14 protein-coding genes are annotated in these 13311 nt (G+C 55.4%); 10 read left to right on the forward strand and 4 right to left on the reverse strand.

The genetic code is table 11. The features are described 5' to 3' along the window. Position 1: 1 nt before the first annotated feature. From hycC to hycA, 3 genes are all read right to left on the reverse strand, one after another. Positions 2 to 1828 (reverse strand): formate hydrogenlyase subunit 3, encoded by a 1827-nt coding sequence (hycC, locus tag J4650_RS06625; protein WP_000097041.1) that lies wholly within the window; start codon positions 1826 to 1828, stop codon positions 2 to 4. Beyond that, positions 1828 to 2436: a formate hydrogenlyase subunit HycB gene (gene hycB, locus J4650_RS06630; RefSeq protein WP_001079164.1), complete on the reverse strand. Its 609-nt coding sequence runs from the start codon at positions 2434 to 2436 to the stop codon at positions 1828 to 1830. Before hycB ends, hycC begins: the two co-directional genes overlap by 1 nt. A 145-nt stretch (positions 2437 to 2581) precedes the next feature. Beyond that, positions 2582 to 3043 carry a formate hydrogenlyase regulator HycA gene (gene hycA / locus J4650_RS06635; RefSeq protein WP_000158073.1) on the reverse strand — a complete coding sequence of 154 codons (462 nt, stop codon included), beginning with the start codon at positions 3041 to 3043 and terminating at the stop codon, positions 2582 to 2584. A gap of 209 nt (positions 3044 to 3252) precedes the next feature. Between hycA and hypA the strand changes: the two genes are divergently transcribed. The 6 genes from hypA to flhA all read left to right on the forward strand — a co-directional run bounded on the left by hypA (position 3253) and on the right by flhA (position 9238). Beyond that, complete coding sequence (hypA, locus tag J4650_RS06640; protein ID WP_000544461.1) at positions 3253 to 3609, forward strand: hydrogenase maturation nickel metallochaperone HypA; 357 nt, start codon at positions 3253 to 3255, stop codon at positions 3607 to 3609. A gap of 68 nt (positions 3610 to 3677) precedes the next feature. Continuing rightward, entirely contained in the window at positions 3678 to 4550 is an 873-nt protein-coding gene (gene hypB / locus J4650_RS06645) for a hydrogenase nickel incorporation protein HypB (protein WP_023993703.1), read from the forward strand. Continuing rightward, complete coding sequence (gene hypC, locus J4650_RS06650; protein WP_000334871.1) at positions 4541 to 4813, forward strand: hydrogenase 3 maturation protein HypC; 273 nt, start codon at positions 4541 to 4543, stop codon at positions 4811 to 4813. Before hypB ends, hypC begins: the two co-directional genes overlap by 10 nt. Beyond that, positions 4813 to 5934, forward strand: coding sequence for a hydrogenase formation protein HypD (gene hypD, locus J4650_RS06655; RefSeq protein WP_001212958.1), 1122 nt, complete (start codon positions 4813 to 4815; stop codon positions 5932 to 5934). Before hypC ends, hypD begins: the two co-directional genes overlap by 1 nt. After that, complete coding sequence (gene hypE, locus J4650_RS06660; RefSeq protein WP_001059962.1) at positions 5931 to 6941, forward strand: hydrogenase expression/formation protein HypE; 1011 nt, start codon at positions 5931 to 5933, stop codon at positions 6939 to 6941. Before hypD ends, hypE begins: the two co-directional genes overlap by 4 nt. A 218-nt stretch (positions 6942 to 7159) precedes the next feature. Beyond that, entirely contained in the window at positions 7160 to 9238 is a 2079-nt protein-coding gene (flhA, locus tag J4650_RS06665; RefSeq protein ID WP_023993702.1) for a formate hydrogenlyase transcriptional activator FlhA, read from the forward strand. A gap of 61 nt (positions 9239 to 9299) precedes the next feature. Here the strand turns inward: flhA and J4650_RS06670 are convergent, their stop codons facing one another. After that, entirely contained in the window at positions 9300 to 9644 is a 345-nt protein-coding gene (locus J4650_RS06670) for a nitrous oxide-stimulated promoter family protein (RefSeq protein ID WP_001117940.1), read from the reverse strand. Positions 9645 to 9825: 181 nt separating this feature from the next. Between J4650_RS06670 and sitA the strand changes: the two genes are divergently transcribed. From sitA to sitD, 4 genes are read left to right on the forward strand one after another with little or no spacing between them, the layout of a single operon-like run. Further along, positions 9826 to 10743, forward strand: a complete 918-nt coding sequence (sitA, locus tag J4650_RS06675; RefSeq protein ID WP_000182930.1) for an iron/manganese ABC transporter substrate-binding protein SitA — start codon at positions 9826 to 9828, stop codon at positions 10741 to 10743. Then, positions 10740 to 11561, forward strand: a complete 822-nt coding sequence (gene sitB, locus J4650_RS06680; protein WP_000083151.1) for an iron/manganese ABC transporter ATP-binding protein SitB — start codon at positions 10740 to 10742, stop codon at positions 11559 to 11561. Before sitA ends, sitB begins: the two co-directional genes overlap by 4 nt. Beyond that, positions 11558 to 12418, forward strand: a complete 861-nt coding sequence (gene sitC, locus J4650_RS06685; RefSeq protein WP_001104336.1) for an iron/manganese ABC transporter permease subunit SitC — start codon at positions 11558 to 11560, stop codon at positions 12416 to 12418. The genes sitB and sitC overlap by 4 nt, the downstream gene beginning before the upstream one ends. After that, positions 12409 to 13257 (forward strand): iron/manganese ABC transporter permease subunit SitD, encoded by an 849-nt coding sequence (sitD, locus tag J4650_RS06690; RefSeq protein WP_000480209.1) that lies wholly within the window; start codon positions 12409 to 12411, stop codon positions 13255 to 13257. Before sitC ends, sitD begins: the two co-directional genes overlap by 10 nt. Positions 13258 to 13311: the final 54 nt, after the last annotated feature.

Consider the following 13311-nt stretch of genomic DNA (forward strand, 5'->3'; position numbering starts at 1 on the left):
TTCAGGCTCCTCGTGAAACCACAATCACCACCAGCACCGCCAGCTCAATCAGCGCCAGACGACGGAACAGCACCGCGGCCGCCGCGTTCTGCCAGCCCGGCACCAGCGATACCGGGTTCAGCCATTTACGCAGTTTGAGTACCGGGGCAAAGGCCTCTTTCACCGGCATGGCGAAACCGTGCGCGGTAATCACCATCGACTGCTCATGGTCGTAGCCGCACACCCAGGCCGCGCCGCGAGAACGCGACGGCAGACGGTTGCCTTTGAACATCGCCATAATGATGAACGGCAGTAGCGGACAGGCGACCAACAGCAGCGTGATCATCGGCTGCGATACGGTGGTGTGCGCGGTTTCCAGCGGCAACGGTACCGCAGTGGAAATCATCGGCAGCAGCCACGGCGCGGCAACCCCGCCCAGTACACAGCAAATCGCCAATGCCACCACGCTGACGCCCATCAGGATCGGCGCGCAGCTGGCGTTTTCAGCTTCCTTCGTGCGCGGCGCGCCAAGGAACGTCACGCCGTAAACTTTCGCCATACACATCACCGCCAGCGCGCCGGTAATCGCCAGGCCAACCGCCAGCAGCGGTCCTAACAGACGACCAACAAACGCGCCGCTGTTGCCCAGTTTGAAGAAGGACTGATAAATCACCCACTCGCCGGCAAAGCCGTTCAGCGGCGGCAACGCCGCCATCGCCATCAGACCGACCAGCATGGCGATAGAAATAACCGGCATCCGTTTACCAATACCGCCCAGTTTTTCGATATCGCGATGACCGGTACGGAACCAGATGCTGCCCGCGCCCAGAAACAGCACGCTTTTGAACAGGCTATGGTTCAGCAGGTGATAGAGCCCGCCGGTCAGACCCAGCGCGATCAGTACCGGCTGATTGAGAGCAATCCCGGTAACGCCTGCGCCCAGACCGAGCAAAATGATGCCGATATTTTCCAGCGTGTGATAGGCCAGCAGGCGCTGAATGTTATGCTCCATCAGCGCGTACAAACCACCGACAAAGGCGGTGATCATCCCAAGCACCAACAGCGCCACACCCCACCACAGCGGCGCATTGCCGCCAAGCAGAGATAGCGTGAGAATGCCCAGCAGCCCGATTTTCATCACCACGGTCGAGAACAGCGCGGCGGCGGGAGCGCTGGCGTTGGCGTGCGCCTGCGGCACCCAACCGTGTAGCGGGATAATCCCGGCCAGCAGACCAAAGCCGATAACACCGAGCAGCCAGATATCGGAGCCCAGCGGCAGTTGCTGAGCGCGTTGATCCAGCAGCCCCAGATCCAGCGTGCCGTAGCGCTGCCACACCAGCCAGCAGGCGATTGCCAGCAGCAGCGTACCGAGACGGCCCAGCGCAAACCACAGTTTGCCCTCTTTGCTACCGCCGGTAAGGAACACGGCGCAGAGCGCCATGATTTCCGCCATCACCACCATCGTCCCCAGGTTACTGGCGACCACAGCGCAGACGGCTGCCGCCATCAGCAGGTTGATCAACAGTCCGTTGGCTTTTACCTGTGGATGGCGATGCCAGTCGATATTGAACAGGCTGACGAACAGACCGCACAGCCCCAGCGTAATCAGCCAGATAGCATTCAGCGGCGTTATTTGCAGCATGTGACCGGTAAACGGCATCACGCCGCTCACCGTAACGGCGCTGGTCAGCGCGGTGAACCCCGCGCCTGCCGTACACAGGCTGCCGACCGCGCCGCCGATACCGGCAATCCAGCCGCTCAGCGCTTTATGAAACGAAAACAGAAACGCCAGAACGGCGGCGGCGGCAAACCACGCGACGCCGCTAGTAATCAGTGAAAGTGAACTCATTATGCATCCCCACTCTGAGCCTGCTGAAACAAGGTGAGATCGCCAAAATCGGTATTAAACGTCAGCTCACGTTTACGTTTGCTGGCGCGGGCGATATCCGTGTTCTCCACCAGGTGTAGCGCTTTAGTCGGGCACATCCGCACACAGGCCGGGCCTTGCTCGTCAAAGCTGCACAGGTCGCATTTCACCGCGATAGCGCGTACGCCCGGCACCCAGTCGAGCAACGTACTGACGCGCGCAGGCGCTGGCGGCGCGGGCGGCGCTTTCGGCGTATTGGCGTTCGCTGGAATATGCAGCGGACGGCTGCCGGAAAACTCAATAGCGCCAAACGGACAGGCAATACCGCACAGTTTGCAGCTCACGCACAGGCTTTCATTAAGCTGGACAGCGCCGTCAACGCGATTAATCGCGTTAACCGGGCATACCGTGGCGCATGGCGCATCTTCACAGTGGTGACAAAGCTGCGGCGCAGATTCTTTTTCATTCAGCATCACTTTCAGGCGCGGCATTGACTGCAGGCCATGCTGGCGATGCGTCTCTGAACAGGCGGCCTCACAGGTGTGGCAGCCGATACAGAGAGTGGAGTCAGCAATTACAAAACGATTCACCAGGCATTCCTCAGGTGATTGTCATTTTTGACGAAAACATGCCGTTGAAATGTCATTTTCGACACTTATCGACACGCCCATCCCCAAAACATTCATGACATGGCGCAACGCCATATCGAGAATCAAAGCGGGCAACGCCTCAGGCTTATACCGCCGGGCTGTTTCCCTTTACCAATTGACGCAAATTAACCGGCGAGTTGTTTTCTACAGCGGTATAGAGGCTGTCGTAAACGCTGGCGATTTTTTCCAGATAGTGCTCCAGCACCTGCTCGCGATCGCGGTTGTTAACCCGTTCGTCAACCTTGCCGTCGATATCGAGCTGCGCCTGTGCAATCAATTGCTTATCTTCGCCATCTTTGGTTTCAACGTAGTACTCAATGGTGTGGCTGTTAAAACCATCCGCCAACGCGACGTAAATACGAAAGTGCTCAAACAGGACAAAGCAAAGATCCCTTTCCGGCGCGCAGCTCATTGCGTGATGCAGGCGCGCTTTCGAGAGGGTGATCCCCTGAACCAGCGAGTTGCAGTAAATATGCCACTGGTCCTGTAGGCGACGATGCCGTTGCGCGATGTAATCGGCCTTTTCGCTTATTTCCCAAATAGTCATGTCAGGTTACCCGTTTAACAGAGATGCCTGCGTTAAGCATTTTCCATGCCAATTTTTAACTTATTGTTTTTAATAGCAGACGAGCGCAGTTACTGCCGTTTCGACGCGGTGACGACATGTCATTTCGTCATCGTCGACATTAACCTGCCAGGGGATAAAAATATTGGCATAAATATTGCTTTACAGGGGCAACCACTACGGGAGGCGATATGCACGAAATTACCCTCTGCCAACGGGCACTGGAATTGATTGAACAACAGGCTTCAGCATACGGTGCAAAACGTGTGACAGCCGTCTGGATCAAAATTGGCGCATTTTCTTGCGTGGAAACCAGCGCTCTTTCCTTTTGTTTTGATCTGGTATGCCGCGGCACGATAGCAGAAGGTTGTAAACTGCACCTCGAAGAACAGGAAGCCGAATGCTGGTGTGAGCATTGTCAACAATATGTCACGTTGTTAACCCACCGTGTACGTCGTTGTCCGCAATGTCATAGCGATACGCTGCGAATTGTGGCCGATGACGGCTTACAAATTCGGCGCATAGAGATTGATGAAACTGAAGATTAATGCCGGATAGACGCTCGCGTCGCCATCCGGCAGAAAGCCTGTAACAAGAAAAAGATCAGGAGTAAGCGATGTGTACGACTTGCGGTTGCGCTGAAGGCAACCTTTATATAGAAGGCGATGAACATAATCCGCACTCAGCGTTTCGTAGCGCGCCCTTTGCCCCAGCGGCTCGCCCGGCGCTGAATATTACCGGCATTAAAACGCCTGACTTTACCCCAAGTCAGACCGCAGAAGGCGATCTGCATTACGGCCACGGCGAAGCCGGAACCCACGCGCCTGGTATGAGTCAGCGGCGGATGCTGGAGGTTGAAATCGACGTGCTGGACAAAAATAATCGTCTGGCTGAGCGCAACCGCGCCCGTTTCGCCGCCCGCCAGCAACTGGTGCTCAACCTGGTGTCCAGCCCCGGGTCAGGTAAAACCACCCTGCTGACCGAAACGCTGATGAAATTGAAAGACCGTGTACCGTGCGCGGTGATTGAAGGCGACCAGCAGACAGTGAACGACGCCGCCCGCATCCGCGCTACCGGCACGCCCGCCATTCAGGTCAACACCGGTAAAGGCTGCCATCTTGACGCGCAAATGATCGCCGACGCCGCGCCGCGCCTGCCGCTGGATGACCACGGTATTCTGTTTATCGAAAACGTCGGTAATCTTGTCTGCCCGGCCAGCTTCGATCTGGGCGAAAAGCATAAAGTCGCAGTGCTTTCCGTGACCGAAGGTGAAGATAAGCCGCTGAAATATTCCCATATGTTTGCCGCTGCGTCGCTCATGCTGCTCAATAAAGTCGATCTGCTGCCCTACCTCAATTTTGACGTTGAGAAGTGCATCGCCAGCGCGCGTGAAGTGAACCCGGAGATTGAAATTATCCTGATTTCCGCCACCAGCGGCGAAGGCATGGATCAGTGGCTGGCCTGGCTGGAGGCGCAGCGATGTGCATAGGCGTGCCGGGTCAAATCCGCGCCATTGACGGCAATCAGGCAAAAGTTGACGTCTGCGGCATTCAGCGCGACGTCGATCTCACATTAGTCGGCAGTTGTGATGAAAACGGTCAGCCGCGTCTGGGTCAGTGGGTGCTGGTTCATGTCGGATTCGCCATGAGCGTCATTAACGAAGCGGAAGCGCGCGACACGCTCGACGCGCTACAAAATATGTTTGATGTTGAGCCGGACGTCGGCGCACTGCTGTATGGTGAGGAGAGATAATGCGTTTTGTTGACGAGTACCGTGCGCCGGAACAGGTGATGCAGCTCATTGAACACCTGCGTGAACGCGCCGCCCTTCTTCCTTACACTGCCGAACGACCGCTGCGCATTATGGAAGTCTGCGGGGGTCATACCCACGCAATTTTTAAATTTGGTCTCGATCAGTTACTGCCCGAAAACGTGGAGTTTATTCACGGCCCCGGTTGTCCGGTCTGCGTGCTGCCGATGGGACGTATCGACAGTTGCGTGGAAATCGCCAGCCATCCGGAGGTGATTTTCTGCACCTTTGGCGATGCCATGCGCGTGCCGGGGAAACAGGGTTCGCTGTTGCAGGCTAAAGCGCGCGGCGCGGATGTCCGTATTGTTTACTCTCCGATGGACGCGCTGAAGCTGGCGCAGGATAACCCGACCCGCAAAGTGGTATTTTTCGGGCTGGGCTTTGAAACCACCATGCCGACCACCGCCATCACGCTACAGCAGGCAAAACAGCGTGACGTGCGAAACTTCTACTTTTTCTGCCAGCACATTACGCTGATCCCGACGCTGCGTAGCCTACTGGAGCAGCCGGACAACGGCATTGACGCCTTTCTTGCGCCAGGCCACGTCAGCATGGTCATCGGCACCGAGGCGTACCAGTTTATCGCCGCCGATTTTCATCGCCCGCTGGTGGTGGCTGGATTCGAGCCGCTTGATCTACTGCAAGGCGTGGTCATGCTGGTTGAGCAGAAAATAGCGGCCCTAAGCCAGGTTGAAAACCAATACCGTCGCGTGGTGCCGGATGCCGGAAACATGCTGGCGCAGCAGGCCATCGCCGATGTGTTCTGCGTTAATGGCGACAGCGAGTGGCGCGGTCTGGGCGTAATTGAATCCTCCGGCGTCCACCTGACGCCAGAGTATCAGCGCTTTGACGCCGAAGCGCATTTCCGCCCAGCGCCACAGCAGGTCTATGACGATCCGCGCGCCCGCTGCGGCGAAGTGCTGACCGGCAGATGCAAGCCGCATCAGTGCCCGCTATTTGGTAAAACATGTAATCCAGAGACCGCGTTCGGCGCGCTGATGGTCTCTTCCGAAGGCGCATGCGCCGCCTGGTATCAGTATCGTCAGCAGGAGTGTGAAGTTTGAACAATATACAACTCGCCCACGGCAGCGGCGGCCAGGCTATGCAACAGTTGATTAATAGCCTGTTTATGGAGGCCTTTGCCAACCCGTGGCTGGCGGAACAAGAAGATCAGGCGCGTCTGGAGCTGGCGCAACTGACGGCGGAGGGCGACCGTCTGGCGTTTTCTACCGATAGCTATGTGATCGATCCGCTCTTTTTCCCCGGCGGCAATATCGGCAAACTGGCGATTTGCGGTACGGCGAACGACGTAGCGGTGAGCGGCGCGATCCCCCGCTATCTCTCCTGCGGCTTTATCCTTGAAGAAGGGCTGCCGATGGAGACGTTAAAAAGCGTGGTCAATAGCATGGCGGCGACCGCGCGGGAAGCGGGTATCGCCATTGTAACCGGCGACACCAAAGTTGTGCAGCGCGGCGCGGCGGATAAATTATTTATCAACACTGCCGGCATGGGGGCGATTCCCGCCGATATTCGCTGGGGCGCGCAAACGCTGAGCGTTGGCGATGTGCTGTTAGTCAGCGGTACGCTTGGCGATCACGGCGCCACTATCCTCAACCTGCGTGAGCAACTGGGACTGGATGGCGAGCTGGCGAGCGACTGCGCAGTATTAACGCCGCTTATTCAGACGCTGCGTCATATTGACGGAGTGAAGGCATTGCGTGACGCCACGCGCGGCGGCGTGAATGCGGTCGCCCATGAATTTGCAGCGTCCTGCGGTTACGGTATTGAATTGTCCGAATCCGCACTGCCGCTCAAACCTGCCGTGCGCGGCGTCTGCGAGCTGTTGGGGCTGGATGCCCTGAACTTTGCCAACGAAGGAAAACTGGTGATTGCCGTTGAACGGCAGGCCGCAGATCGGGCGTTGGCGGCATTACGCGCGCATCCGCTGGGACGTGATGCGGCGCTGATTGGCGAAGTCGTGGAACGCAAAGGCGTTCGCTTAGCCGGACTCTATGGCGTGAAGCGAACCCTTGATTTGCCACACGCCGAACCATTACCTCGTATATGCTAGCAGCCTGTTGACAGCATACTGTAAGCCGGATAAGACGCATTTGCGTCGACATCCGGCATTAACGCTGCATGAACGCCTGATGGCGCTTTGCTTATCAGGCCTACGGAGTGTGTGACCAGCGAGTTTGCGGTCAGCCATCCGGCAATAACTTACGACTTATACCTATAATTCATTTACCGTTTTCGCACCGTTTTGCGGTATTTTCCTGGAAAAGCAACATGTCGTATACACCCATGAGCGATCTTGGACAGCAAGGCTTGTTCGATATCACTCGTACCTTATTGCAGCAGCCCGATTTGGCGTCGCTCAGTGAAGCGCTTTCGCAACTGGTAAAGCGTTCAGCGCTCGCCGACAGCGCCGGCATTGTGCTATGGCAGGCGCAGTCGCAACGCGCACAATATTATGCGACGCGAGAAAATGGCCGTCCTGTTGAATATGAAGATGAAACCGTACTGGCGCACGGCCCGGTACGTCGCATCCTTTCTCGCCCCGATGCATTGCACTGTAATTTCCATGAGTTTACCGAAACCTGGCCGCAGCTTGCCGCGAGCGGCCTCTACCCTGAATTTGGTCATTACTGTCTGCTTCCTTTAGCCGCGGAGGGCCGTATTTTCGGCGGCTGCGAATTCATCCGTCAGGAAGATCGCCCCTGGAGTGAAAAGGAATATGACCGTCTGCATACGTTTACCCAAATTGTCGGCGTGGTCGCCGAGCAAATTCAAAACCGGGTAAACAATAACGTCGATTATGATCTGTTGTGCAGCGAACGCGATAACTTCCGTATTCTGGTTGCGATTACCAACGCCGTCCTGTCGCGTCTGGATATTGATGAGCTGGTAAGCGAAGTCGCAAAAGAGATCCACCACTATTTCAATATCGACGCGATCAGCATCGTGTTGCGCAGCCATCGCAAAAATAAGCTGAATATCTACTCCACCCACTACCTTGATGAGCATCATCCGGCGCACGAACAGAGCGAAGTCGACGAAGCCGGCACGCTCACGGAGCGCGTCTTTAAAAGTAAAGAGATGCTGCTTATCAACCTCAACGAACGCGATCCGCTTGCCCCCTACGAACGCATGCTGTTCGATACCTGGGGCAATCAGATCCAGACGCTTTGCCTGCTGCCGTTGATGTCCGGCAAAACGATGCTTGGCGTGCTCAAACTGGCCCAGTGCGAAGAAAAAGTGTTTACCACCGCCAACCTCAAGCTGCTGCGTCAGATTGCCGAACGGGTAGCCATTGCCGTGGATAATGCGCTGGCCTATCAGGAAATCCACCGTCTGAAGGAACGCCTGGTCGACGAAAACCTGGCGCTCACGGAGCAGCTTAATAACGTCGACAGCGAGTTTGGCGAGATCATCGGACGCAGCGAAGCGATGTACAACGTGCTAAAGCAGGTTGAGATGGTGGCGCAAAGCGACAGTACCGTGCTAATTCTGGGCGAAACGGGAACCGGTAAAGAGTTGATTGCCCGCGCCATTCACAACCTGAGCGGACGTAGCGGGCGCAGGATGGTAAAGATGAACTGCGCCGCGATGCCGGCGGGGCTGCTGGAAAGCGATTTGTTTGGTCATGAGCGCGGCGCGTTTACCGGCGCCAGCGCGCAGCGGATTGGCCGTTTCGAGCTGGCGGATAAAAGCTCGCTGTTTCTGGATGAAGTGGGCGACATGCCGCTGGAGCTACAGCCTAAGCTGCTGCGCGTCCTTCAGGAGCAAGAGTTTGAACGTCTCGGCAGCAATAAACTGATCCAGACCGACGTGCGGCTGATCGCCGCGACTAACCGCGATCTGAAAAAAATGGTCGCCGATCGCGAATTCCGTAACGATCTCTACTATCGGCTGAATGTTTTTCCGATCCAGCTTCCTCCGTTGCGCGAACGTCCGGAAGATATTCCACTACTGGTCAAAGCGTTCACTTTCAAAATTGCCCGCCGAATGGGGCGTAATATCGACAGCATTCCCGCCGAAACGCTGCGCACGCTTAGCAGCATGGAATGGCCGGGGAACGTTCGCGAGCTGGAGAATGTCGTCGAGCGCGCCGTGCTGCTGACGCGCGGCAATGTGCTACAACTGTCGCTGCCGGATATTACCGCCGTAACGCCCGATACCTCGCCTGTTGCGACTGAAAGCGCCAAAGAAGGCGAAGATGAATATCAGCTTATTATACGCGTGCTGAAAGAGACCAATGGCGTAGTGGCTGGACCAAAAGGCGCGGCGCAGCGTCTGGGGCTTAAACGAACCACCCTGCTGTCGCGTATGAAGCGATTGGGTATTGATAAAGACGCGTTAGCGTAACGGGTTGCCGGATCTGATCCGGCCAGGAGATGATGCGCGCCGTAGGCCTGGCGCTTCCCCTTCACTTCTTGCGCTGATATTTTTCCGGCAATTCCGGAACGGGGCGCTTATCGTCGATAAGGTGCCGCACGGTCAGGACAGGATGCCGCCAAAGCATTCGCGGACCTGCCCAACGCATAATCTGCTTCATCTCCTCGCGTTTAGCCGGCTGATAGCAGTGCACCGGGCACTGCTTACAGGCAGGTTTTTCCTCGCCAAATACGCATTTATCAAGACGTTTTTGCGCGTAGGCGTACAGCGCGTCGTAATGCCCCTGCACCGCTGACGCCTGTGGACACTGGCTTTCATACAGCGCGATCATTTTTTTGATCGTCAGTTTTTCACGAGCGATACGTTTACCAGGCATCGTGCTCTCTCCGAACATTAAGATGCATTTATTTTACACCTTATCCCTCTTTAGCACTATCACTGCATATCGTCGCCATTACGCAAATAAGAATTATTTTCATTTATTCATGCCTTGTGCTATATAACATAGCAAAGGCTATATTCGATGATTAATTAACCACATTGTTGCGAGGGATACTATGACGAATCTACATCGTCTGAAAACACTCCTGATTGCCGGTATTGTCGCGATACTCGCGCTATCGCCAGCCTATGCAAAAGAGAAATTTAAAGTCATCACCACGTTTACCGTTATTGCCGACATGGCGAAAAACGTGGCGGGCGACGCAGCGGAAGTCAGCTCGATTACCAAGCCCGGCGCTGAAATCCATGAGTATCAGCCAACGCCCGGCGATATTAAACGAGCGCAGGGGGCACAGCTTATCCTCGCGAATGGTCTGAACCTGGAGCGATGGTTCGCCCGATTTTATCAGCACCTTTCCGGCGTACCGGAAGTCGTCGTCTCTACCGGCGTCAAACCGATGGGCATTACCGAAGGCCCGTATAACGGTAAACCGAACCCGCACGCCTGGATGTCGGCAGAAAACGCGCTGATTTATGTCGATAACATTCGCGACGCCCTGGTGAAGTACGATCCGGATAATGCGCAGATCTATAAGCAAAACGCCGAGCGCTATAAAGCGAAAATTCGCCAGATGGCCGATCCGTTGCGTGCCGAACTGGAAAAAATTCCCGCCGATCAGCGCTGGCTGGTCACCAGTGAAGGCGCGTTCTCTTACCTGGCGCGCGATAATGACATGAAAGAGCTTTATCTCTGGCCAATTAACGCCGATCAACAGGGGACGCCAAAACAGGTGCGTAAAGTGATTGATACCATTAAAAAGCACCATATTCCCGCCATCTTTAGCGAGAGTACGGTTTCCGATAAACCGGCCCGTCAGGTCGCGCGTGAATCCGGCGCGCATTATGGCGGCGTACTGTATGTCGATTCTCTGAGCGCCGCTGACGGCCCTGTGCCAACCTATCTGGATCTGCTGCGCGTCACGACCGAAACCATCGTCAACGGCATTAACGACGGACTGAGGAGTCAACAATGAGTCAATCTGCGATTACCGTTGATCAAGTCACGGTGACGTATCGCAACGGTCATACCGCCCTACGGGACGCCACTTTTCAGGTGCCTGGCGGTTCAATCGCCGCGCTGGTAGGCGTAAATGGTTCCGGTAAGTCTACGTTATTTAAAGCGTTAATGGGCTTTGTGCATCTTGCGCAGGGCGATATCACTATCCTGCAACAGTCAGTCAACAAGGCACTGAAAAAAAACCTCATTGCTTATGTTCCGCAATCGGAAGAAGTGGACTGGTCATTTCCGGTGCTGGTAGAAGATGTGGTGATGATGGGACGCTACGGCCATATGGGCTGGCTACGCCGTCCCAGTGCGCATGATCACGCCTGTGTTGACGCCGCGCTGGCGCGGGTGGATATGCAGGAATATCGTCACAGGCAGATTGGCGAGCTGTCCGGCGGGCAGAAAAAACGTGTGTTTCTTGCGAGGGCCATCGCTCAGGATGGACAAGTAATCCTGCTGGATGAACCTTTTACCGGCGTGGATGTAAAAACCGAAGCGCGAATCATCGATCTACTGCGGGAACTGCGCGATGAAGGCCGCACGATGCTGGTCTCAACGCATAATCTCGGCTCCGTCACCGAGTTTTGCGACTATACGGTAATGATTAAAGGAACCGTACTGGCCAGCGGCCCTACCGAAACCACGTTTACCGCCGCGAATCTGGAACAGGCGTTTAGCGGCGTTCTACGTCATATCGCGCTAAGCGGAGGTGAAGAGCACATCATCACCGATGACGAGCGCCCCTTTATTTCCCGGCGCGTGGCCAGCGGAGGAAAATCGTCATGAACTGGCTTGTTGAGCCGTTTGGCTACCAGTATATGCTCAACGCGATGTGGGTCTCCGCGATGGTGGGCGGTCTGTGCGCGTTTCTCTCCTGCTATTTGATGCTCAAAGGCTGGTCGCTCATTGGCGATGCGCTATCTCACTCTATTGTGCCTGGCGTCGCTGGCGCCTGGATGTTAGGGCTGCCCTTCTCGCTCGGCGCGTTTCTTTCCGGCGGACTGGCGGCAGGCAGTATGCTCTTTCTTAACCAACGCTCACGCCTGAAAGAAGACGCGATTATCGGGCTTATCTTCTCCTCTTTTTTTGGCGTCGGCCTTTTTATGGTGTCGCTCAATCCGATGTCGGTGAATATCCAGACGATTATTCTTGGTAACGTGCTGGCGATCGCGCCAGCGGATATTGCGCAACTGGCGATTATCGGCGCAGTCTCGCTGACGATTCTGCTGTTAAAATGGAAAGATTTGATGGTCGTCTTTTTCGATGAGACCCATGCGCGTTCTATCGGGCTTAATCCGGGTCGACTAAAGCTGTTGTTTTTCACTCTATTGTCCGTCTCTACCGTGGCGGCCCTGCAAACCGTTGGGGCGTTCCTGGTGATCTGTCTCGTCGTCACGCCGGGCGCGACAGCCTGGTTACTCACCGACCGTTTTCCACGTCTGCTCATGATTGCCGTCGTGATTGGCAGCCTGACCAGTTTTCTGGGCGCATGGCTTAGCTACTGGCTGGATGGCGCCACTGGCGGAATTATTGTCGTCATGCAAACCTTACTGTTCATCACAGCCTTTATTTTCGCCCCGAAACACGGTCTGTTAGCCAACCGTCGACGCGCCCGCCTGCAGAAGGAGCCGACATGTTCTTAACAACGTTACTGGAACCCTTTCAGTTTGATTTTATGGTGAACGCCCTTATGGTTTCGGTCATTGTGGCGATTCCCTGCGCCTTGCTGTCCGTGTTTTTAGTGTTAAAAGGCTGGGCGTTAATGGGCGACGCAATGAGTCATGCGGTATTCCCCGGGGTCGTGCTGGCATATATTGTGGGGATCCCCCTGGCGATTGGCGCTTTCATTGCCGGATTATTTTGCGCTATCGCCACCGGCTATCTGGACGATAACAGCCGCATCAAACGTGATACGGTGATGGGCATCGTCTTTTCCGGGATGTTTGGCGCAGGTCTGGTGCTCTATGTTTCTATTCAATCGGAAGTGCATCTAGATCACATCCTGTTTGGGGATATGCTGGGCGTATCGCTGGGGGATATCGTACAAACGTCAGTTATTGCACTGGGTATTGCGTTAATCATTGGGCTGAAATGGAAAGATCTCCTGCTACACGCTTTTGACCCGCACCAGGCGAAAGCCAGCGGGCTGAATACGACGCTACTGCATTATGGCCTGCTATGTATGATTGCGCTGACTATCGTCGCCACGCTGAAATCGGTGGGCATTATTCTGTCGATCTCACTGCTTATCGCCCCCGGCGCAATTGCCATTTTGCTGACGCGACGCTTTGCGCGCGCGCTGGGATTAGCGGTGAGTCTGTCAGTTATTACCGCTTTTGCGGGCGTCTATCTGTCTTTTTATCTTGATAGCGCGCCAGCGCCGACCATCGTAGTATTATTTGCCATCGTGTTTATTGCGGTATTTATTTACGCAACATGGCGCGACAGGCGTAATGAAATCGTACCAGAGGCGCAAGGTTAACACTTTTTTGCCTGCTATTCAGGAAACATACGGTCATAATATAGAGTAGTCTTA

This window comes from Salmonella sp. 32120201201600049SM, from assembly GCF_017572835.1.
In the GTDB taxonomy this organism is placed as follows: Bacteria; Pseudomonadota; Gammaproteobacteria; order Enterobacterales; family Enterobacteriaceae; genus Salmonella; species Salmonella enterica.